This is a genomic window from Rhodococcus sp. T2V, assembly GCF_029269925.1.
GTDB classification, from domain to species: Bacteria; Actinomycetota; Actinomycetes; order Mycobacteriales; family Mycobacteriaceae; genus Rhodococcus_F; species Rhodococcus_F koreensis.
On the sequence record NZ_JARJBD010000137.1, the window covers coordinates 1 to 19,680 of the forward strand.

General features: G+C 66.1%; 15 protein-coding genes and 3 pseudogenes. 3 read left to right on the forward strand and 15 right to left on the reverse strand.

What is annotated here, in order from left to right; translation table 11 throughout:
* Positions 1 to 176: 176 nt before the first annotated feature.
* The 13 genes and pseudogenes from P3H15_RS49255 to P3H15_RS49315 all read right to left on the reverse strand — a co-directional run.
* Complete coding sequence (locus P3H15_RS49255) at positions 177 to 1,340, reverse strand: acetyl-CoA C-acyltransferase (protein ID WP_276144014.1); 1,164 nt, start codon at positions 1,338 to 1,340, stop codon at positions 177 to 179.
* Positions 1,337 to 1,777, reverse strand: a complete 441-nt coding sequence (locus P3H15_RS49260; protein WP_276144015.1) for a MaoC family dehydratase — start codon at positions 1,775 to 1,777, stop codon at positions 1,337 to 1,339. The genes P3H15_RS49255 and P3H15_RS49260 overlap by 4 nt, the downstream gene beginning before the upstream one ends.
* Positions 1,707 to 2,984, reverse strand: a complete 1,278-nt coding sequence (locus P3H15_RS49265; protein WP_276144016.1) for an MFS transporter — start codon at positions 2,982 to 2,984, stop codon at positions 1,707 to 1,709. Before P3H15_RS49265 ends, P3H15_RS49260 begins: the two co-directional genes overlap by 71 nt.
* An 18-nt stretch (positions 2,985 to 3,002) precedes the next feature.
* A complete protein-coding gene (locus P3H15_RS49270) occupies positions 3,003 to 4,385 on the reverse strand; it encodes an MFS transporter (RefSeq protein ID WP_276144017.1) in 1,383 nt (460 codons plus the stop codon).
* The gene (locus P3H15_RS49275) at positions 4,382 to 4,843 is read right to left on the reverse strand and encodes a Zn-ribbon domain-containing OB-fold protein (RefSeq protein WP_276144018.1); all 462 of its coding nucleotides are present in this window, start codon (positions 4,841 to 4,843) and stop codon (positions 4,382 to 4,384) included. The genes P3H15_RS49270 and P3H15_RS49275 overlap by 4 nt, the downstream gene beginning before the upstream one ends.
* Positions 4,840 to 6,003 carry a thiolase family protein gene (locus P3H15_RS49280; protein WP_276144019.1) on the reverse strand — a complete coding sequence of 388 codons (1,164 nt, stop codon included), beginning with the start codon at positions 6,001 to 6,003 and terminating at the stop codon, positions 4,840 to 4,842. Before P3H15_RS49280 ends, P3H15_RS49275 begins: the two co-directional genes overlap by 4 nt.
* Positions 6,000 to 7,964: an AMP-binding protein gene (locus P3H15_RS49285; protein WP_276144020.1), complete on the reverse strand. Its 1,965-nt coding sequence runs from the start codon at positions 7,962 to 7,964 to the stop codon at positions 6,000 to 6,002. Before P3H15_RS49285 ends, P3H15_RS49280 begins: the two co-directional genes overlap by 4 nt.
* 207 nt (positions 7,965 to 8,171) lie before the next feature.
* Entirely contained in the window at positions 8,172 to 9,485 is a 1,314-nt protein-coding gene (locus P3H15_RS49290) for a CdaR family transcriptional regulator (RefSeq protein WP_276144021.1), read from the reverse strand.
* Positions 9,486 to 10,053: 568 nt separating this feature from the next.
* Entirely contained in the window at positions 10,054 to 10,305 is a 252-nt protein-coding gene (locus tag P3H15_RS49295) for a hypothetical protein (protein WP_276144022.1), read from the reverse strand.
* Between the two features lie 529 nt (positions 10,306 to 10,834).
* Positions 10,835 to 11,242: a hypothetical protein gene (locus P3H15_RS49300; RefSeq protein WP_276144023.1), complete on the reverse strand. Its 408-nt coding sequence runs from the start codon at positions 11,240 to 11,242 to the stop codon at positions 10,835 to 10,837.
* The gene (locus P3H15_RS49305) at positions 11,242 to 11,868 is read right to left on the reverse strand and encodes a nucleotidyltransferase domain-containing protein (protein WP_276144024.1); all 627 of its coding nucleotides are present in this window, start codon (positions 11,866 to 11,868) and stop codon (positions 11,242 to 11,244) included. The genes P3H15_RS49300 and P3H15_RS49305 overlap by 1 nt, the downstream gene beginning before the upstream one ends.
* Before the next feature lie 351 nt (positions 11,869 to 12,219).
* Positions 12,220 to 12,810 (reverse strand): annotated as a pseudogene (locus P3H15_RS49310) (hypothetical protein); the annotation flags it as partial.
* 68 nt (positions 12,811 to 12,878) lie between these two features.
* Positions 12,879 to 13,049, reverse strand: a pseudogene (locus tag P3H15_RS49315) (ATP-binding protein); the annotation flags it as partial.
* 140 nt (positions 13,050 to 13,189) lie between these two features.
* On the opposite strand from P3H15_RS49315, the gene P3H15_RS49320 reads away from it, so the two are divergent.
* The 3 genes from P3H15_RS49320 (at position 13,190) to P3H15_RS49330 (ending at position 16,162) form a co-directional block, all read left to right on the forward strand.
* Complete coding sequence (locus P3H15_RS49320) at positions 13,190 to 14,251, forward strand: tyrosine-type recombinase/integrase (protein WP_276144025.1); 1,062 nt, start codon at positions 13,190 to 13,192, stop codon at positions 14,249 to 14,251.
* Complete coding sequence (locus P3H15_RS49325; protein WP_276144030.1) at positions 14,241 to 14,558, forward strand: helix-turn-helix transcriptional regulator; 318 nt, start codon at positions 14,241 to 14,243, stop codon at positions 14,556 to 14,558. Before P3H15_RS49320 ends, P3H15_RS49325 begins: the two co-directional genes overlap by 11 nt.
* 380 nt (positions 14,559 to 14,938) lie before the next feature.
* Positions 14,939 to 16,162 (forward strand): integrase, encoded by a 1,224-nt coding sequence (locus P3H15_RS49330; protein WP_276144026.1) that lies wholly within the window; start codon positions 14,939 to 14,941, stop codon positions 16,160 to 16,162.
* On the opposite strand, the pseudogene P3H15_RS55980 reads toward P3H15_RS49330, so the two are convergent.
* Together P3H15_RS55980 and P3H15_RS49345 are read right to left on the reverse strand one after the other, a co-directional pair.
* Positions 16,117 to 16,892: pseudogene (locus P3H15_RS55980) on the reverse strand (ATP-binding protein). The gene P3H15_RS49330 and the pseudogene P3H15_RS55980 overlap by 46 nt on opposite strands.
* A gap of 187 nt (positions 16,893 to 17,079) precedes the next feature.
* The gene (locus P3H15_RS49345) at positions 17,080 to 18,282 is read right to left on the reverse strand and encodes a Rep protein (protein ID WP_276144029.1); all 1,203 of its coding nucleotides are present in this window, start codon (positions 18,280 to 18,282) and stop codon (positions 17,080 to 17,082) included.
* Between the last annotated feature and the right edge of the window lie 1,398 nt (positions 18,283 to 19,680).

Sequence of the window (19,680 nt, forward strand, 5' to 3'; positions counted from 1 at the left end):
CGGCGTGCGCCCTTATACGGCCCTCACATCGCCCACAGATCGGTCAGTAGAGCCATTTTTGGCGGGTTTGGTCATCCCTCTCCTGCCGGTTGGTTCGGTGCCGTGACGGTCGAGCGGACCTCTCGGCTGGCGGCCGCGCACCGCCCCAATGCTGCGGCCGTGTTCGAAGGTGCCTGTCAGTGCTGTAGCCGTAGAAGTATTGCTTGTCCTTGTCCGCCGCCCCCGCAGATCGTGGCGATGCCGAATTCCTTATTTCGCGATTGCATTTCGATGGCGAGTGTCATCAGAATCCGGAATCCGGAGGCTGCGAGGGGGTGGCCGAGGGCGATTGCACCACCGTTGACGTTGACCCGGTCAGGGTCGAGTCCGAGGTCACGGGCAGAGGCAAGGACGACGCCGGCGAATGCCTCGTTGATCTCCCACAATCCGACCTCGCCGACACCGAGGCCGTTGCGGTTGAGCAATTTGCGGGCGGCCGCAGCGGGTTTGAGGTGCAACGTCGGGTCCGGCCCGGCGACGACCACGCGGTCGACCACCTCGACCAAAGGTGCCAGGCCGAGCGCATTGGCGCGGCGGCGGGACATCAAGACCCCGGCGGCCGCGGCATCGGACATCTGCGAGGCGTTTCCTGCGGTGATGGTGCCGGCCTCGGTGAACGCGGCCTGCAAGCGTGCGAGTTTGTCGATGGTTGTGCCGGGGCGGATGCCCTCGTCCGCGTCGAGGGTGTCGGTCAGTGCGGTGATTTCTTGTTTGAACCGCCCGGACTCGGTGGCCGCGGTGGCACGTCGATGACTGGTGCAGGCGAACGCGTCCTGGTCGGCGCGGCTGATGCCGTGGTCGAGATTGGCCTGATCGGAGATCTCGCCCATGCCGGAATCGGAGACCGCGCACCAGAGTCCGTCGTTGACGAGCAGATCGACCAGGCCGCCGTGCCCGATCTTTGACGCGGCGCGGATCTGCGCGCCGTGTAGGGCGAGGCTCATCGATTCGAAGCCGCCGACCAGTGCGGTGTCGATCTCACCGGCGCGAATGAGGGTCGCGGCCATCCCGGTTGCGGTCAGTGAGGCCAGGCAGACGTCGTTGATTGTGGTGCCCGGCACGGTGGTGGGGACGCCGCCGCGGATCGCGGCCACCCGGGCGGGGTTCTGTCCGTTGCCGGCCTGGACGACGTTGCCGAGGAAGGTGTGGTCGATGTCGGCCTGGTCTCCCAGTGGTTCGAGTGCGGCCTGGACGGCGGCGGCGCCGAGGTCGAGTGCCGATAGGTGGGCGAGTGCGCCGCCGAACCGGCCGACGGGGGTCCGGGCAACCGAGACGAGGACGGGTGAGTGCTGTGCTGTCACTGCTGGGCTCCGTGGTCGAGGGTCATGGTGTAGCAGACGGCGGTGCCGTCGAGGACGACGGTGCCGTCGTCGCGGGTGACGGTGCACGCGAGTTCGGTGATCGGCTTGTCCTCGCGTGCCGCGGTCACCTCGACCCGGCCGGTGATGGTGTCCCCGGGCCGGACCGGTGCTTTGAAGGCCCAGTTCACGTTCAAGAATACTGTGCCGGGTCCGGGGAGTTCCTCTGCGACAACGGCGTTGAGGATGGCGCTGGTGATGCCGCCCTGGACGACGATCTCCCCGAAGCGGGATGCCTCGGCGGCAGCCCGGTCGTAGTGCAGGGGATTGCGGTCGCCGCTGATCTCGGTGAACAGGGCGATGTCGTTGTCACCGACGGTGCGGGAGAGCTCCGCGGTCTGGCCGACTACCGGGGTGCGGCGGGTCGAGGTGTTGGTCATGGTGATCCTCCTGAGGGTTGTTGTGACGGTTACGAATTGCGGACATGGCGATAGCACCGGCAACGGGGCCGGGCGTGAGGAGCAGGAATGCGTACTGCCAGCCGACGACCTCGGCGGCGATGGGCACGAGCTGGATGGTGACGACGGTCAGCAGGAATCCGATGGCGGTCTGCGCTGTGAGGGCGGTGCCGACGAAGCGTGGGTCCGCGGTTTCGGAGAGTGCGGTGGAGAAGACTCCGGAGTCAGCGATGACCGCGGCACCCCAGATCAGCAGGAACACCACCAGCACCGGTGTGGGGGCGGTGAACAACAGCGGCGAAAGAAGACAGCAGGTGCCGCTGGTCGCCAACGCCACCGTGGCGGCGGGGGAGCGACCGAACCGGTCCGAGGCCCACCCGCCGAGCAGGCAGCCCACGATGCCGGCGAGTCCGATCGCAGTGAAGGTGATCAGGCTGGTTGCGGCGGCTGGGTCGGTGCCGCGGTGTTCACGGCCGGTGAGGATGAACATCGACAGCCACGTCCACAGGGCGTAGAGCTCCCACATGTGTCCGAAGTAGCCGATGTTGGCCAGTCGGGGGCCGCGTTCGCGGAACATCGCGATCGCGTATTCCGGGCTGGGGGTGATCGCTCGGGTGTCCAGGTGCGGGCCGGGTTTGATGAGGAGGGCGGCGATGAGGGCACCGGCTGCGGTGAACGCTGCCGCGGCCGCCATCACCGCCCTCCAGGGCAGCGGGCCGAGACCGCTGATCAGGTGGGGCAGCGCGGAGCCGAGGGTGAGGGCTCCGAGCAGTACCCCGAACGCACGGCCCCGGTCGGCCGATTCCGACCAGGAGGCCATGAGCTTCATTCCCACCGGGTAGACGCCGGCCAGAAGGACACCGGTGAGAAACCTCAACGGGATTGCCGTCGAGAGACTGTCCACGAACAGTGCCAGCATCGCAGTGCACACCGCGGCGCCGCCCGCGCTGGCGGCGAGCAGATACTGCGGGGCGATCCGGTCGGCGAGGTTGAGCAGGGTGGAGGTCACCGCCCCGGCGACGAACCCGATCTGGACGGAGGCGGTCAGCCAGACCGCGGCCGTCGACCCGATTCCCCACTCCGACCGCAGGCTGGGGATGACGGCGGTGGCGGAGAACCACACACACAGTCCGAGCACCTGCACGGCAGCGATGAGGGCGCGTTGCTGATTGGTCAACGGCGCGGTCATGGAATCGACGACTTTCTCTCAGGACCGGCTGGTCAGGACGTTGTCAGTGTTCTGCCCCGTGGAGTGGGGTGCGGCCGGACAGTCGGCGGTGCCGGGGTTTCCGCGCCTGCGATTGCCGCGGTGGGTTTCCGGGGAGAAGTACGTTGCGATGATCGTGATCAGGCTGAGCCCGACCATGTACAGGGCGACCGGCCACGGGCGGTTGTCGGCGAGCCCGAGGAGCAGCACGGCGAGCACCGGGGACAGGCCACCGGCGAGGAGTGAGGCCACCTGGTACCCGACCGAGGCGCCGGTGTAGCGGAGTTCGGGATCGAACAGTTCCGACATGAACGCGGCCTGCGGGCCGTACATCATGTCGTGGAAGACCAGTCCGATCACGATCGACGCCCAGATCAGCACCGAACTCGTGGTGTCCATGAGCAGGAAGAACGGGAACGCGAACAGCGCCGAGAGGACCGCACCGATCAGATACAGCCGCCGGCGACCGTACTCGTCGGACAGGCGACCGAAGAACAGGATGGTGAACATGCTGACCACCGACGCGGCGAGGACACCGATCAGTGCGACCGAGCGGGGCAGTTCGAGGACGGTGGTGACGTAGGTTAGGGAAAAGACGGTGATGACGTAGAAGATCGCGTTCTGCGACAGCTTGATTCCGACGGCAAGCAGCACCTGTTTCCACTGCTTGCGGAACACCTCGACGATGGGGAACTTCGCGATATGGCCGTCGTCCTTGGCTTTCTGGAAGTCCGGGGTTTCCTCCATCTTCAACCGGATCAGCAGACCGATCGCGATCAGTGCGGAGGAGGCGAGGAACCCGACGCGCCAGCCCCAGGTCATGAACGCGTCCTCGGACAAGGCCAGTGTCAAGCTCATGAAGACGCCGTTGGCCAGCAGCAGTCCGGCCGGAACACCGGCCTGCGGCCAGGCACCGAACAGTCCGCGCCGGTTCGGGGGCGCGTGTTCGACTGCGACCAGAACGGCGCCGCCCCATTCGCCGCCGACACCGAAGCCCTGGATGATTCGCAGCGCCAGCAGCAGGATCGGCGCCCACACCCCGGCCACGGCGTAGGTGGGGAGCGCCCCGATGAGGGTGGTGGCGACGCCCATGATCATCAGAGAAGACACCAGCATCGCCTTGCGGCCGATGCGGTCACCGAAGTGCCCCATGATGACGCCGCCGAGGGGTCGGGCGACGAACCCGGCCGAGTAGGTCAGCAGCGCCAGCAGGGTGCCGGTCAGCGCGGAGTAGGAGGGGAAGAACAGTTGCGGAAAGACCAGCGCGGCAGCGGTGCCGTAGAGGTAGAAGTCGTACCACTCGATCGTGGTGCCGATGAAGCTGCCCATCCGGGCGCGCCGTTGCATCTCGGCGCGGGAGGCTGCGGGGGTGGAAGTGGTCATGGCGATGTCCGTCCGTTGTCAGGATCGCGGCTGGGGGTGTCGGGGAGAAATTGCAGTGGGGGCTGCTCGGATCCAGGGGTGTGCGGGGCAAGTAGCACCCGCTGGCCGACGTGCACGGTCGCCGGGTCACACCCGACGATGTTCGTCATCATGCGGGGGCCTTCGTCGAGTTCGACCAGGGCCAGGACGTAGGGGGCGTCCCGCTCCCACGCGGGGTGGCCAGGTTTTCCGACGACGGTGAAGGCCCATACGGTGCCGGTGCCGGCGGCGCGGATCCAGTCGAGGTTTTCCGACCAGCAGGATCGGCACATCCCGGCGGGGTAGTGCTGGCAGCGGCCGCAGTCCTCGCACTTTTGGATCCACAGTTCACCGTCGGCGGCGCATTTCCAGTACGGCTCGGTGACGGTGGTGGTGACCGGGCCCGGCCTCGGCACGGCGGAGGCAATGGTGGTGCTCATGTGTTGGCTCCTCCGAGCACGAGTGCGACTTCTTCGCTCATGGTGGCCCCGTTGCCGGTCACCAAGGCCAGGTCGGCGTCGGTGACCTGCCGTCGGCCGCTGGTGCGGCGCAGTTGCCGGACCGCTTCGACGATGTGGGTCATGCCGCCTGCCAGATCGGCTTGACCGCAGGCCAATTGGCCGCCGTTCGGGTTCACCGGAAGCGCACTGGTAGGGGAGAAGTCGTGTTCGGCGACCCACTGCCCGCCCTCGCCTTTCGCGCAGAGGCCGGCGTCCTCGGCGGTGATGGCGACGACGATGGTGTAGCAGTCGTAGATCGAGAGGAAGTCGAGATCGGACGGTCCTACCTGCGCCATCCGGTAGGCGTCGGCGATGGCCGGTGCGAGCGGGGAGGTGGTCAGGTTCGGTGCCTGGCTCAGGGCGCGGTGGGTGACACGCTCGCCCGCGCCGAGGAGATAGACCGGCGGGTGCGGGCAGTCGAGGGCCCGTTCGGCGGAGGTGACCACCAAGGCGGCGGCGCCGCCGCACGGCATGACCACCTCGAACAGGTGCAGCGGGGACATCACCATCGGCGAGGCGAGCACGTCGTCGACGGTCAACGGCTTGCCGTAGAACACCGCGTCCGGGTTGAGTTGGGCGTTCGTGCGTTCCTTGACCGCCACGTGGGCGAGCTGCCGGGCGGTGGTGCCGAACTCGGCCATGTGCTTCTGCGCGATCATCGCGTACGCCTGGTTCGCGCCGCTGGCACCATAGGGGACGTCGAATTCCCGGATCGGGTTGCGGTTGGGGGACCGCGGCACCCGTTCGGGGTCGCGGGTATTGCCCAGCACGCACAGCACGGTCTCGCACATGCCAGCGTTGATGGCGGCGGCCGCACGCCAGACCATGCCCGCGCCGGTCGCCCCGCCCAGGTCCGCGATGTCGGCGAATCGTGGTTGTAATCCGAGGTATTCGGCGATGGTGGCGGGCACGTGCTGGGGGGTCTCGCCGACCTGTGGTCCGCAGATGATGCCGTCGACCGAGGCTGGTGTCAGGCCGGCGTCGGCGACCGCGGCCCGGCACACCTGAGCGATCATCTCGAGGGTGGAGATGCCGGGGGTGCTGCGTCGGGCCGCCACCTCGGCGGCGCCGATGATGGCCCCGAATTTGCGTGGGTTCATGCGAGGTTCCTGATCAAGTCGAGTGCGGTGGGATCGTCGAGGGAGGAGGTGTCCCCGGCGGGGTTGCCGAGGTAGACCGCTCGGATCACCCGGCGCAGGATTTTGCCGCTGCGGGTGCGGGGCAGGGAGTCGACGATGTGGACTTGTTTCGGTGTCAGTGGTTTGCCGAGCTGCTGTCCGATGGTGGTGGCGATGGCGGCGGATAAGTCGGTGTGCGTCCCCTGCTGGGCGTCGGTGACCCGCGCGAAGACCACCAGCGCTTCGCCCTTGATGGTGTCGGGGATGCCGATCGCCGCGGACTCGATGACGTGGTCGACGCCGTTGACGACGGATTCGACTTCGGCCGGTCCCAAGCGCTTTCCGGCGATCTTGAGGGTGTCGTCGCTGCGGCCGCGCACGTACCAGATGTCGTTGTCGTCGACCTCGACCCAGTCGCCGTGGTACCAGGTGCCTGCCCACCGGTTCCAGTAGGTGCTGTAGTAGCGGTCGGGGTTGCCCCAGAACGTCAGCGGCATCCCGGGGGACGGCCGGCGCAGCGCCAGTTCACCGAGCCCACGGCCCAGGCTCTGTCCCTCGGCGTCGACGATGTCGGCGCCCATTCCCGGTAGCGGGCCTGCGAACCCACAGGGATGGATGGGTTGGGCGGTGGTGTTCGACAGGATTGCCCCGGACACCTCGGTGCCGCCGCTGTAGTTGATGATCGGGATCCGGCATTGGCCCACCCTCGCGTACAGCCACTCGTACGCGTCCGGGGTCCACGCCTCCCCACTGGAGGCCAGCACCCGCAACAGTCCGATGTCGAGGGGCAGCTCGGGATGGGTGTCCTTGTCCATCAACGACCGGACCAGGGTGGGGGAGACCCCCATCATGGTCACCCCGAGGTCGCGCACCATGGCCCAGATCCGGTCGGTGTCCGGCCAGTCCGGGGTGCCGGCATAGAGAGCAACGGCGCTACCGGCGATCAGACCGCCGAGCACGATGATCGGACTCATGATCCAGCCCGGGTCGGTGATCCACGTCGCCACGTCGCCCGGCCCGACGTCGAAGCTGAATGCGGCATCGCTGCCCGCCTTGACGGCGAATCCGGCGTGCCCGAGCACCACACCCTTCGGCGCCCCGGTTGTCCCCGAGGTGAAAGCGATGACCATCGGGTGGTCGGTGGGGCACTCGGCCGCGGTGAGCGGTTCCTCGGTAGCGCCGATGCCCAACTCGTCCCAATCCAGTCGCCCAGGAAGGTCCGCCGGGGTCATGTGCGCCAGCAATGGGACCACGATCGTGGAGGTGAGGGTCTCGAGGTCGGCGAGGGCTTCGGGCAGACCGGGCGAGATCCCCACCTCCTTGCCGCGGCGATGGAACCCGTTGGACATGATGTGGGCCTTCGCGCCGCCGATCCGCAGGCGATCGATCACCGCGGCGGCCCCGAATCCGGAGAAGATCGGGATGGCGACCGCGCCGATCTTCGCGCACGCCAATTGCGCCACCGCGGCCTCGCGCACCATCGGCAACTGAATGCCGACGGTGTCACCGAACCCGATTCCGGTGTCGATCAATCCCCGGGCCACCCTGTCGATTTCGGAGGAGAGCTGCGAGAAGCTCCACTGCCCGCGGGTGCCGTCCTCGAGTTCCCAGGACAGCGCGGTGTCGTTGCCCCGCCCGGCGCGGATCCAGCGGTCGACGGCGTTATCGGTGATGTTCAGTGCGGCCCCGGGAAACCACTGGGTGGTGTGCGGTTCGTCGAGCTGATCGAACACACGTACCGGTTCGCGCTGCCACTCGAGTTGCAGCCAGTCGGCGACCCCGCCCCAGAACCAGCCGGGGTCGTCCTCCGCGGCCGCACCCAGCGCGTCGACATCGGCGCAGCCGACGTGCCGGGCGAACACCAGGATCCGACTGCGATCGAGTTCGACCTGACCGGGCTGCCACACCAGACCGTCGAGGTCCGACAAGGGTGTAGTGGTCACAACATCTCCTGAAGGTTATGAGCTGAGTCACATGAGCGACCTGTTGGGGAAGACGTTAGGAGTGACGACCGGTCCCCGTCGCTACGTGAAATCGACAACTTCCGGCCCCTGTTTTGCAAAAAACGCAAAACAGGGAACGTGGGGCACCCGGTTGGCACCGAGGGCTGCGGCCCCGCAGATGCGGTGACCGAAGTCGAATCGGCGGCCCTACGAGGGGCTGACGCGGAGGGCGAGGGCGAGCAGAACCAGATCGTCAGGAGCGAACGGATCGTGCCCGGTGATCTCGTGTACCTTCTTCAGCCGATAACGAACCGTATTAGGTTGCACAATAAGAGATTTAGCAGTGTGAGACAGATTGAACCCGCTGCGATAGTACGACCTCAACGTCTGCAGGAGTTCGCTGTTGTGTTCGGCGTCGTGGCGTTCGAGGAGCAGGATCGTGTCCTCGTACAGAGCGTCCCTGAACGCACTCGACTTGACGATGTGATCGAGTAACGCGTCGGAGTAGAAGTACGCCCTGGGTTTGTCTGTCACGGAGGTTGCGGCAATTGCATCCTGGGCTTCGCCGTACGCCTCGGCCACGCCCGCCAGGCCCGTGTGCCCGCGGCTGACTCCCACGAAGAACGGACGCAGAGCCTGTGCGAGCGCGTTCGCCTGCATGCGGAGGGTGTCCTGGTGATGCCGGCCGGGGAGCAGAGGGTAGATCGTGACGATCTCCTCATCGCGCACCCCCGCGAGAAATCCGGGCTCATCCGGGGTGAGATGTTCACGGACGGGAGCAAGTACTTCCCGCAGCGTGGTCGGTGCAGATTGCGATAGCTGGCGTTGGCGCACCACCACGACGCAATACCGCGCCCCTGTATCGAGCCCGAACGAGTCGGACAACCGACGCATCCGTCCCACGTCCGCCGTACCCGAGATCAACGCCTCGAGGAGGTCCCGGCGCACGACCTCCCGGTCCTGGATGACCCCGGAGGCTTCCTCGAAATATGCCTGGGCCACCGCGGTCGAGACCAGATCGACGTGTCGCATGATGCGCCCGGCGACCAGTAATCCGATTCGTGGGTTGGCACGGATTTGTGGTGCCATCTGCACTTGTTCCCACACGGTGTGGCCCCACAGGCGGTACGCGTGTAGTAACGCCTGGACCGGCACTCCCTGATGGAACCTGCGTACTGCACTGTTACGAAAGCTGTCGAATCGTGGTGCGAGCAGGTCATCGCGTTGCACCAGGGGATCGCTGTCCACCGTGAGCCCGGACAGCATCTCCTCGAGGTTCTCACGCGCAGTCGGGGCGACATCCTGTTCGATGAAGCCTGCTGGAAGGGAACGGTATTCGACAATATTCTCACGATACCGCTGGGCGAGAAGTTCACCGATCTCGTCGGCGCGACCGCGTAGGTAGGTCACGAGTGCCTCGATGGATTCGGAGGGGAACTCGACCATGGCGGGCGTGTCCGTCGTGGTCTCCTCCGCTGCGACCGGGGGATCGACTCTCCGGCGCGGGCTCGGCTTCGCCATGGTGGACATTGTTGCGCATTCGGTGGGTTGCCGGGGCAAGTGGGCCATGCGACAAGGTGGATCCGGGTAAGGACTAGTCACCATCCGCCTGCCGGATAATGCTCCCCGGAAGTTGGACTGAGAACTTCAGTTCCGACATTCGGGGAGCAGTTCGATGGGTGTTCGAAGTTCGCTTTCTGAGGATCAGCGGGCCGCGGCGATCTCGTTGTTCGAGGCCGGTTGGGCCGATCGCTCGGTCACTGCTCAGTTGGGTGTCAGCAGTTCGGCAATGCGAAGGCCTCTACGACCGGAGAGGCGGGTTCGAGGGAGCGTTGGTGACCGAACCGGACAAGGATTCGTTTTCGATCAACTTCAAGCTCGGTGTGGTGCAGCGTTTCCTCGCCAACGAGACGAAAGTCGAGCTTGCCGGCGAGTTTCGACCTGTCCTCACCGAACCTGATCGGAACATGTACGCGGACGTATCGCAACGGGGGCGAGGACGTGCTACGTCCGAAGCCCCGTCGAGGGAGGCCGGGGCAGGTTCGCATCCGACGAAGTCTCAGTCACCGAACACAACCGCACAGCTGGCTCAGCTGCTACCGAACATGCCGCCGAACGGATTCGATCCACCGAACATGCCGCCGAACGGATTGGCTTCACCGAACAGACCGTCGAACGGATTGGATCGGCCGAACAGCCCACCGAACGGATTGAGTTCGTTCTCGCCCTGGTCGTCCTGGTCCTGGTCGTCGTCCCCACCTCGGGGGTGATCCCAGTTCCGATCGACGTGCACAATCCCCGACACCGGGGCAGCCGCAGCGGGTGTTGCCGCTGCGGACATCGGAACCACCGTAAGTGCTCCGATGATGACAATCTTCGCCAGCATTGGCGGGGTCTTCATCGCTTGTTTCAGCACGGTCATACCTTCCGTGGCGCCGAAGAGATCGAGGTCGGGGTCACGTCCTCGACAGGCGAAGCCGCCTTCGAAAGGGGCGAAACCGACCAAGCTCAGTCGGGCGCGAATCCCGGTCGCCTTGGCGATTCTTATTTTCGGGTGCGCCGCCAGGAAGCGACGTCAGCTCCTACTACACGCCTCAAACTCTGCTCTTTCAACTCCGAATGCGGGACAGCAGGGGCAGGCCGCGCACCCGGTTTGCGGGCTCGGAGTCTCACCGGCAGCCATCACCGGGCGCCGTCCCCTCCGTCACGGTGGGGCGCTTCGTCGATGGGGACTGTTCGTCTGCCGCCCCGACCGGCCCACGGGCCCGCTCCAGTCCGAGTTACGGGTGCGTCCTCAAGGTCACTGATCGGTCGGGGCTCTTCGCTGGATCGGCCCTGGTTCCGATGTCCGCCAGTGTCGGGTCTTACGTTCAGTTCCCGGCCTGAGCCTGCGCGCGACGGGCCGCCTCGATCAGAGCTTCGGCGGCACGTTCGGCGCGCTTCGATTCGGTACGACTCGTCGGCGTATCGGTGTAACCGGACCTCGTCTTGAGGCCAAGCAGCACGCTGAGGTGTTTCGCCATGGCCGGGTCGACGGACCCGAGCAGCGTGACGGCATCCTTGTGGTCCTCGCCCTGCGCATGCTTACCCAGTCGCGCGCAACAGATGACATCCGATGCTGCGATGCCCGCGTGCACCCACAACGTCACGACCGCATCATCGACATTGTCCCGCTCGTCGGCGAAGTCGCGACCGACCTCGGCCAGGCGAAAGAACTGTTCGGCTTTTCTCAGCCGCCCCCGGCGGACCGCCTGGTCGCACGGCCGCGTCCGCCCCACTACCGATTCCCCCGACGTAGCAGCCGCGTGAAACCGGCCCGTGAACCGGCCACCGTCAGCCCCTCCGTCGCCACATCCCGCAGGACTGGCTCGTCCGTGCCGCGGCCGGCGATCTCACTCTCGGTAAACTGCAGATCCCGCGCGTCGTTGCCGGTCCATCTGGTCACCTCGGCCATCAGCTCCGTCACCTGCTCATCCCAGACCTCGCCTGCGACGTCGTCCGGCCGGACCAGAAAGATGTCGATGTCGCTGTCGATCGTCATCGTGCCGCGTGCAGCTGACCCGAACACGGCGGCATAGATCGGGGAAATGTCCCAGCCGGCCAACCGCGCCTCCAACCTGCGCAGGAACTCCCCAGATAGACCGGCGAGGCCAATGACATGAGGGAAGGCCAGGTGCTCACGATTGAGTTGGTACACGAACGCGTTGCCCACCCGAGAGGAGAGCACCGTGCCCTGCTTGCTCAATCGTTGCAACACCTTCCGGATCCCCTCCTCGGAATGGCGGTGCAGCACCCGGTGCAGCTGACCGGTCGTGAATGTCGTCTCGGATGCGGCTGCCAGCGCAGCGAGCACGTCGCCGTCGAGCGTGGGTGTCACTGTCTGTAGCGGCCGGATCAGATCCATGATTCCGTTCCCTAGGGATGTCGCACTTCACGTACTATTATACGCCTACCCGTACTATAGTACGGCGGAATCATCGGGACGTTGCAGAAAGTGACGTCACAGGATTTGCGCACTTCGAGGAGCTAGATCGATGGCGGTCATTCTCGACATCGGACGGGCGACCCTCCATCAACACCTATCCGGCTACTCACTGTCATCATGAGGGAGCTCGGGTCATCCTGGCACCGCTTGCGTACGCTCGTGAGGTGAAACCGCGAGCGCTGATTCGCTTGCTGAATCCTCGAGAAGGCGAGCGGAACGCAGTCGTGGATTCGCTGACGACCGCCTGGCTTTAGCGAAGTGTTTCCTCGCCCAGGAGGGCTGGTGCCCGTCGTTGTCGCACAGCCAGGTTCGGAAATCGGCACCGAGGGCGACGGTGTCTGTGAGCCAGTAGGTTTCGTCGGGCGCCCATCCCGCGTTGACGCTCGCCGTGTCTTTGTCGACGGCGATTGCGGTGCCCGCTGCGGCGAGGTATCCCGCCACGGTCAGGTGCCCGCCGTCGTACCGTTCGGCGATCCGCGGCCAGTCGGGGATGACCCATCGTCCTGATCGTCCGGTCGTGCGGTACCAGTCGTGGCGTTTCTGCGCGGTGACCTCGATGGGGAACAGTCTGCACAGTTCTGCCCACGCCTGCGCGCTGTCGACCTCGTACACGCGAGCGACGGCGGGGATGTTCACTCGACGTCTGGTGGCGCGCTCCCACCCCATGCGTCCTCGACGAACCACACACCAGCCCGGGGTCCCGTCGAACAGCAACCGGGACGAATATCGGGTAGGTGGAGTCGACCACCACCAGCCGGACCAGTTCGCCGAGGGATCCGCCGGACGATCACGTTCGGCTCGTGTTTCCTCTTCGGCGGTGCGATCACGGTAGTCACGGAGCAGTTCTGCGGCTGTCGAGTCGGAGGAATGTCGCTTGCCAGGGTGATGGGACCACCTCGTTGCCACGAGCATGGGACCGCCCGAAGGTGTTATCGAGCATCGACCTCGCCTTCTGAACTGTCAACCGCGCCATGTCCCGGGCGGGTGCGTTGCCGGTAGGACGGGCCCTCGTTGAAGAGGGTGTGCGCCGCGGAGGTGAGCCGGTCGATCGCCGACTGCGCGAGCAGTGCGTCGGTGGTCATCGACAGCCACTCGATTGGAAGTGGCATAGGTTCGTTCTCTCGGAAATTGCCTGCGAGCTGGCCATTCAGCCCGGTTTGGGGAGTCGACAGTTTTCGAGGTGGAATTCCGTTCGTGTCGGTACCACCTTGACGAGCAAGGTGGACTTAACCTGTGTGGTATGAGTCACACATTTCGTGTGGTGCAGGGCAAGACGGTCGAGGTCACCCACGCGTCGACCGATCCGCTGACCTTCCAACTCGAATGCGTCGAGGCGTTCGTGACCTCGCGGGTGGTCCGCGGTTTCAGTGCGGTGACAATCGAGAACGAGACGGGTGAGCTCGAGCGGATGCTGGCGGCGTTGGGCAAGCCGGTGTGGGAGGCCACCGCCGATGATGTCGATCGGGTGGTCGGGGCGATGGCCGCGGACGGCTTGTTGGCGTCGACTCGTCGCAGATATGTTCAGGCGCTGAGCAGTTTTCACCGCTACCTGATCACCCGGCGTGCCGGGGAGATCGAGACGCTGTTCGGGGTCCGCCTGGCCAACCCGATCGACGAGTTCAACGCCAGTCGCCATGTCGGCGACGATTCCCCGCAGCAGTTGGCGCCGCCGAGCGTGACCCGGGTGGACGAGTTCTTCGACTTCCTCAAGGAACGGATCGGCTCGGCCCGCAAGTACGCTCCCGCGGCCCGGGACTATGCCCTGTTCCGAACGCTGTATCACGCCGGGTTGCGGGCGGACGAGGCGTCGCGGCTCGAGATCGCCGACGTGCATTTCGGGCGGGGCCCGTTCGGGAAACTGCACGTGCGGTTCGGCAAGGGCGCCAACACCTCCGGTCCGCGGCCGCGGTGGGTTCCGATGCTCGACCACTTGGACCTGGTGCTGCGCTGGTATCTCGACGACGTCCGCCCGAAGCTGCCCGAGTCGGCGGTGCTGTTCTGCGATCAGAGCGGCGGCGTGCTGGCCCGGGGCACGATCCGCAACCGCCTGCGATACCTGCACGGCCTCGACCACTGCCCACCGGCCGACCGGTTCAGCCCGCACGCGCTGCGCCGCGCGTGCGCCACCCACAACTACGAACGTGGCGTGGATCTGGTTGCGATACAACAAATGTTGGGACACTGGTCCGTCGGGTCGACGATGCGGTACGTCCGTCCATCGGAGACGTTCATCGAGGACGCCTACCGCAGCGCGATCTCCGACACCGTCGCGTTCCTGCAGGGAGATGATGATGCACATTAGATGGAAACTGCGGATGGCCGCCGCGCAACGGGAGGTGTGGACGGGTACCCAGCTGCGCCGGCTGCTCGCCGAGCGGGCCGGCCTGCGGCTCTCGTCGGCGTCGGTGTCGGCGCTGTTCACCAAGGAACCCGCGCAGGTCAAACTCTCCACCCTTCTCGCGTTGTGCACCGCCCTCGAGTGCACTCCGAACGACCTGTTCGACGTCGACACCACTCCGGTCGCGCAGTCCGCCTCACCGACGCAGACTGCGGCGGCGCCGCCGGCGCCGGCCCGGTCGGTCGGGGGCCGGTCGATGCCGCCGCTGTGAAGGTCGGGGACTGCTCGCGGTGCGGGCGGCCGCGGGGCCGACTAGGCCGCGATTTGTGCTGCCGGTGCTGGCACAACGCGGTCGCCGCTGCGGCAAAGTCGCCGTGCCCCCGCTGCGGGATCGAGCGGGTCCTGAGCCCGGACACCGGGCGATGCCGGTCGTGTTCGCGCACCTGCCACGACTGCGGTGCCGTCGTGCGCCGCAAGGGCGAGACCCGGTGCCTGCGGTGCCGACGCCGTCACGACCTCGCCGCCGCCCGCCGACGCTGTCCGCGTTGCGGCCGCGACGGCTACTTACGCGAACACACCGGTTGGTGCGGACCGTGCTCACAACCGGGGTCGGCGCCGAAGCCGGCCGCCGCATGCACCGAATGCGGGCGCGTGATCCGCGGCGGCGGGGCGAGGCTGTGCAACCGCTGCTGGCAACGCCGCCCCCAACGCCCCTACACCCGCGCCGAGCACCTCCTCGCCGAACTCGATGATCCGCCGAATTGGCTGTGGGACTTCACCATCCATGTGTCAAGTCGGTACTGTCCGGCGCAGGCGACACGTCTGGTGAGTCAGCTCGGGGCGCTGCTGCGCACCGAGCCGCGGGCAATGCCGCAGACCTTACTCGACCAGGCCCGCGTCCCCGGCCGCTCGATCGGGTCGCTCGCGAAGATGCTCGAGGACTTCTTCACCGCCCGAGCTCTTGCCCTGCCCACCGACCAGTCGCAGCGGCTCGCGGCCGGCCGCCGGGCGCGACGCGTGCAGGCCGTGCCCGAACCGTTGCGGCCCGCCGTCGCCGCGTTCGAACGAGCAATGCTCGACGAACGAGACCGCGCCAGCCGCGCCGGGACCCGGCCCCGCACCGACACCACCATCGACAAGCGATTGGCCCAGATCCGTGACTTGTCATGCCATCTCGTCGGACACGGGATCGAGGACTGGGCGCAGGTCGACAAGGCCGTGATCGAGAACTACCTCGCCGAGGTCTCGCCGGCCGGCGGCCGCCTGGGCGGACTTCGCCACTTCTTCCGCTTCGCTCGCCGCAGCAAGCTCATCCTGATCGATCCCACCACCGAGCTGCGCGTGCGCAAGCCCCGCGGATTCCATGGACGGACCCTGCCGCGCTCGCGACAGCGCGAACTGTTCACGCGCTGGTGCACATCCACCGAGGTGGCGCCGAACGAGGCCCTCGTCGGCCTGATGGCGTTGATCCACGGTGCCTCACAGCACGAACTGCGTCACCTGCAGCTCGCCGACATCGATCCCCAGCACCACACGGTTCGGCTCGGCCGCCGCCCACATCCGATCCCGCTGGACCCGGCGACCTGGGCCGCACTGACCCGATGCCTCGAACACCGCACATCCGGCACCCACAATCCCCACGTCATCGTCACCAAAATCACCCGATCCGGGCGGACACCGGCGTCCCAGCCCTACCTCGGCCACCTCCTCGACCCCGCCGACACCACGATCTCCACCCTGCGCGCCTCCCGACTGCTGGCCTTGACGAACAGCCACGATCCCAATCTGATTGCCACCACCTACGGCATGAGCGCCGAGGGCGTCCTGGCCTACTTCGCCGACCGCGTCGATCCCACCCTGCTCGCGGACCTGTGAGATTTCAGGCGGCACCGTGCACACGTTCGCACGAACCTGTGCGCTTTATGTGGGGACCTATTTGAAGAGACGATCGTCGCCTTGCGGCGATGGCGCTCCACGACCAATTCGTAGAAGTCGTTGGTCTCGGTCGCGTCCAGGGGCCGCAGCGCAAAATCGTCGAGGACCGGGAGATCGACGGTGGCGATGCGCCGCATCTCCGCCTCGACCGAATTGTCGAGCCGGGCGGCGCGCAGACGGGCGAACAGCTTGTCCGCCCGGGCGTAGAGCGCAGTCATCCGCCGCTGGATCGCCACGTGCCCGAGGGCGGTCGCCAGGTGGGTTTTCCGACTCCAACCGGACCCAGAACAAGGACCGAGTGGCGGGCCTCGGCGAACCGCAGCGACACCAGATCCGACAGCAGGGATCGGTCGTAGCGGAGGTCGTCGAGGGCGTTCCAGGTGCCGATCCGCATCGACTGATCCAGACCGGCTTTCGCCGATCGCAAAGTGGCCGAGCGTGATTCCCGCCGGGACACCTCGTCGGCGAGGAGCAGTTCCAGGAACGCGACGTGGCTGAGCTGGTGCTGGCGGGCCAGGGCGAGTCGCTCGGGCAGGGTGACCTTGAGGGCGCCATCGACTGCCCGTAGGGGCTGATGGGGTTCGCCGCCCTCTCGTGGCCGTTGCCGCCGTCTCGATCGGCTACGGCTTCGGCGCCATCGAAGACCGTGGAGATTGGTTTCGCTCAACATCGTCGATGCGGATTACAACCTACGTCGCGCCTGGAGGGATTCTCGACCGCCCAGCTGGAGATTTGTTCTTCCAGGGTGGGCGGGTGATGCACGGTGCATCACCGTGGTCGTTCTCGCAGATGTTCCCTTACGTGCCCGATCGATGGGGTCAGTGCCCCGGGAGCTGGGCAGACGCCTTCGGCGTGGCTCATCGGAGATCGACTCGCCTCTGCCGGGCTTGGTGGAGGGTCCGGCGGATCGCGGCAAGCGCGGCGTGCCGCTGCTCGGGGGTTGCTTGCGTGGCGTTGCGGTGTGCGATCGCGGTGCGTCGGGATGCCTGGTCGCGGCGTCGTGCTGTGTCGGCTGTTCTGCGGAGTTCGCTGGGCGAGGGCCCGGTCCAATTGATCTGGGTGAGCCGCCAGCGGAGGAGGCCGACCGGTGCGGCGATGTCGGCGGGTGCTGGCCAGGTCCAGCCGCGTTGAGCGGTGTCGCGGTCGAGGGTGTGTGCGATGTCGTGACCCGTCCAGCGGGTGGTGTCGATGCCGGCCTGCTCGAGCACGTCGCAGATGCGGCCGATATGGCGCTGGTCGAGGAGCCCGGGTGCGTTCGCGACGAGAGTGGCAGCGGCTTTCTGGAGTTCGATGGGGCGGGGTTGTCGGGTGGATTCGCGGTGCCTCGCGCGTGCGCGTTGGTGAGTACTTCGTAACGAAAGATATTGATGAGGAACGTAAGTACTGGGGGATAGGGTGTCAGCGCTGGTGGCCTGGGGATCGGTTGCGGTTGCCGATCTGGTCGGTCGTTGACGTCGGACGTTGTGACGTGTGAGACGTCGAGCGCCGCGGGTTCTGCGGCCACGTCGTGCCGGGTGTGGGGGTGGGGGAGTGGCGTCGACAACGTGCTTCGGGGAGCTGAGTGCCCAGACCGATGCTGCCTGGTGTTGTTGGCCGCCGTGGTGAAGTTCGGCCGCCATGTATTCGTGGGTGCGAAGTGTGCGGCCACGCTCGAGTTCGAAACCCATGCGGAGTGCTTTGAGGACGCGGCGGGCACGGTTGACGACGGAGAGTGAGACGCCGGCATGGTGTGCAAGGAGTTGCCGGGACGCGGACACGCCACGGCCGGTGCTGGAGGTCGCGAAACGGGCGTGGACAGCGGCGACAGCCATAAGACGTTCGACGCTGATGCTGTGTGTGGTGAGTGCGGCCTGGCCGGTGGCGGTGTGGGTGACGTGGTGACGGAGTTGGCGGAGCCATTCGGCCCGTCCGGACCACACTGGGATGGTGGCTTCACGTCCCGGTGCGATGGGAAGGGTGAAGGAGTGGCCGCATTGCCCGGTGTCGCGGTTGTACTGATGGAGTTCGTCGACGGCTTGGGTGGCGGCGTGGACGGACGCTTCCCACGTGTCGACTTCCACCGACTGTGGAACGCGCGACTGGGCGGGGTCGACCGGCGGCTCATCGGCGGCCGAAACGGATTGTGTTGGTGCTGATTCAGGGTATGGGCTACCCTGAGGCGAAGTACCTGGCACAGGTAGCCCCTTCGGGGAATGCAGTACGAGTGTCGGAAGCGGTCAACTTCCAACACACACCCTCTGAGAACGTGACGGCTCGGCAAGGCCTTCACCCCCTTGGTTGCGGAGGACCGGCAAGTCCTCCTCAACGAATGCCGCGGAGCGGTTCGTGAATTGAAACCACCCCCACCAAGGGGGTTTTCGTGCCTCTCAGGGTCTGCGCTATGAAATGTAGATATCGGGTCGCGCGGTAGTTACTGGGTCAAATGGCATCGCCTCGCTGGGAGCATGGTTGGGCGCCGATCCGCGATGCGGGCGCTGGTGGACGGCGGGTTCTCATGGTGGCTCGCACGGGATCGGAGAGGCTGGATTGCGTTGTAGCTGAATCAGTGATGTCGCCGATCGCTGTGCCAGAATGACGGCGAGCATTTTCTAAGTGTGACTTCACGGATCAGCTCGATGTTGGCCGTTTCGGGATTGATGGCGGGCGATCGCGATGACCTTCTAGATTCAGTCGACGATGTCCAGGCAGGTTGCCTGATCTGCTGTGCCAAAGTGCAGTCCCCGACGTGTCATTCTCGGCTGATTGGTGCCGCCACCACCGTGCGTTGCACGCTCGCTGAGCGACCTTCATTTCCATGCGTTCCTCCCTGTGTGCGGGCGCATAAGGCTTGCCGCTGATTGATTCCTTCTGTTCGGAGGAAGATCTCGGCAGGCGGACCTGTGTGACACGGAAGTCGAGAGTCTCTGGTCATTTTCTCGCTCCGCTTGCAGCCCAGCTCGACCTTCATGGAGCTGCTCAAGGAGGCGATCTTCTGAACCAGCGCGATGGCCTCGCCGCCGCCAGCGACCTCAGGTGGCGGTCCGCCACGCATACGCTGGTTCCCCAGCTGCTGTCGCACAGCCACCACGCTCTTTGGCGCACGGTCGGTGCGCAATCGTCGTACCTCGGTGTCCTGACTCGGTGCATCTGGCGAGATCACGGCCGCCGCGCCCGCGGTTCGCCAGGTCTATTGAGTCGCCGCGGCAACGTTTGGATCAAAGAATCTGGCGAGCGTGGGACTCTGGTGCGTCGAATCATTCCCGCTCGCGGGTGGGCACCTCGGGTTCGCCAGGTTCGCTGAGCTGTCCGCCATATAGTCGGCCGCCCTCGCCAGATTCAGTGATTCTTCGCCACCTTCATTGAGCCGGGACACTCGGTTCGTACCTGTCCTGACTCAGTGGATCTGATGCCATTCCGTGGTGTTGTTCTCTCGGGTCTCCTCGTGTGTGGTGGATTGTTGCGTCCGGGTTGGTTTGGTG

Excerpts from the sequence above, each read along its gene's own strand:
- P3H15_RS49260 (WP_276144015.1), bottom strand. The coding sequence starts at position 1,777 with ATGACCAACACCTCGACCCGCCGCACCCCGGTAGTCGGCCAGACCGCG.
- P3H15_RS49265 (WP_276144016.1), bottom strand. The coding sequence starts at position 2,984 with ATGACCGCGCCGTTGACCAATCAGCAACGCGCCCTCATCGCTGCCGTG.
- P3H15_RS49270 (WP_276144017.1), bottom strand. The coding sequence starts at position 4,385 with ATGACCACTTCCACCCCCGCAGCCTCCCGCGCCGAGATGCAACGGCGC.
- P3H15_RS49275 (WP_276144018.1), bottom strand. The coding sequence starts at position 4,843 with ATGAGCACCACCATTGCCTCCGCCGTGCCGAGGCCGGGCCCGGTCACC.
- P3H15_RS49280 (WP_276144019.1), bottom strand. The coding sequence starts at position 6,003 with ATGAACCCACGCAAATTCGGGGCCATCATCGGCGCCGCCGAGGTGGCG.
- P3H15_RS49290 (WP_276144021.1), bottom strand. The coding sequence starts at position 9,485 with ATGGCGAAGCCGAGCCCGCGCCGGAGAGTCGATCCCCCGGTCGCAGCG.
- P3H15_RS49295 (WP_276144022.1), bottom strand. The coding sequence starts at position 10,305 with ATGTCCGCAGCGGCAACACCCGCTGCGGCTGCCCCGGTGTCGGGGATT.
- P3H15_RS49305 (WP_276144024.1), bottom strand. The coding sequence starts at position 11,868 with ATGGATCTGATCCGGCCGCTACAGACAGTGACACCCACGCTCGACGGC.
- P3H15_RS49320 (WP_276144025.1), top strand. The coding sequence starts at position 13,190 with ATGAGTCACACATTTCGTGTGGTGCAGGGCAAGACGGTCGAGGTCACC.
- P3H15_RS49325 (WP_276144030.1), top strand. The coding sequence starts at position 14,241 with ATGCACATTAGATGGAAACTGCGGATGGCCGCCGCGCAACGGGAGGTG.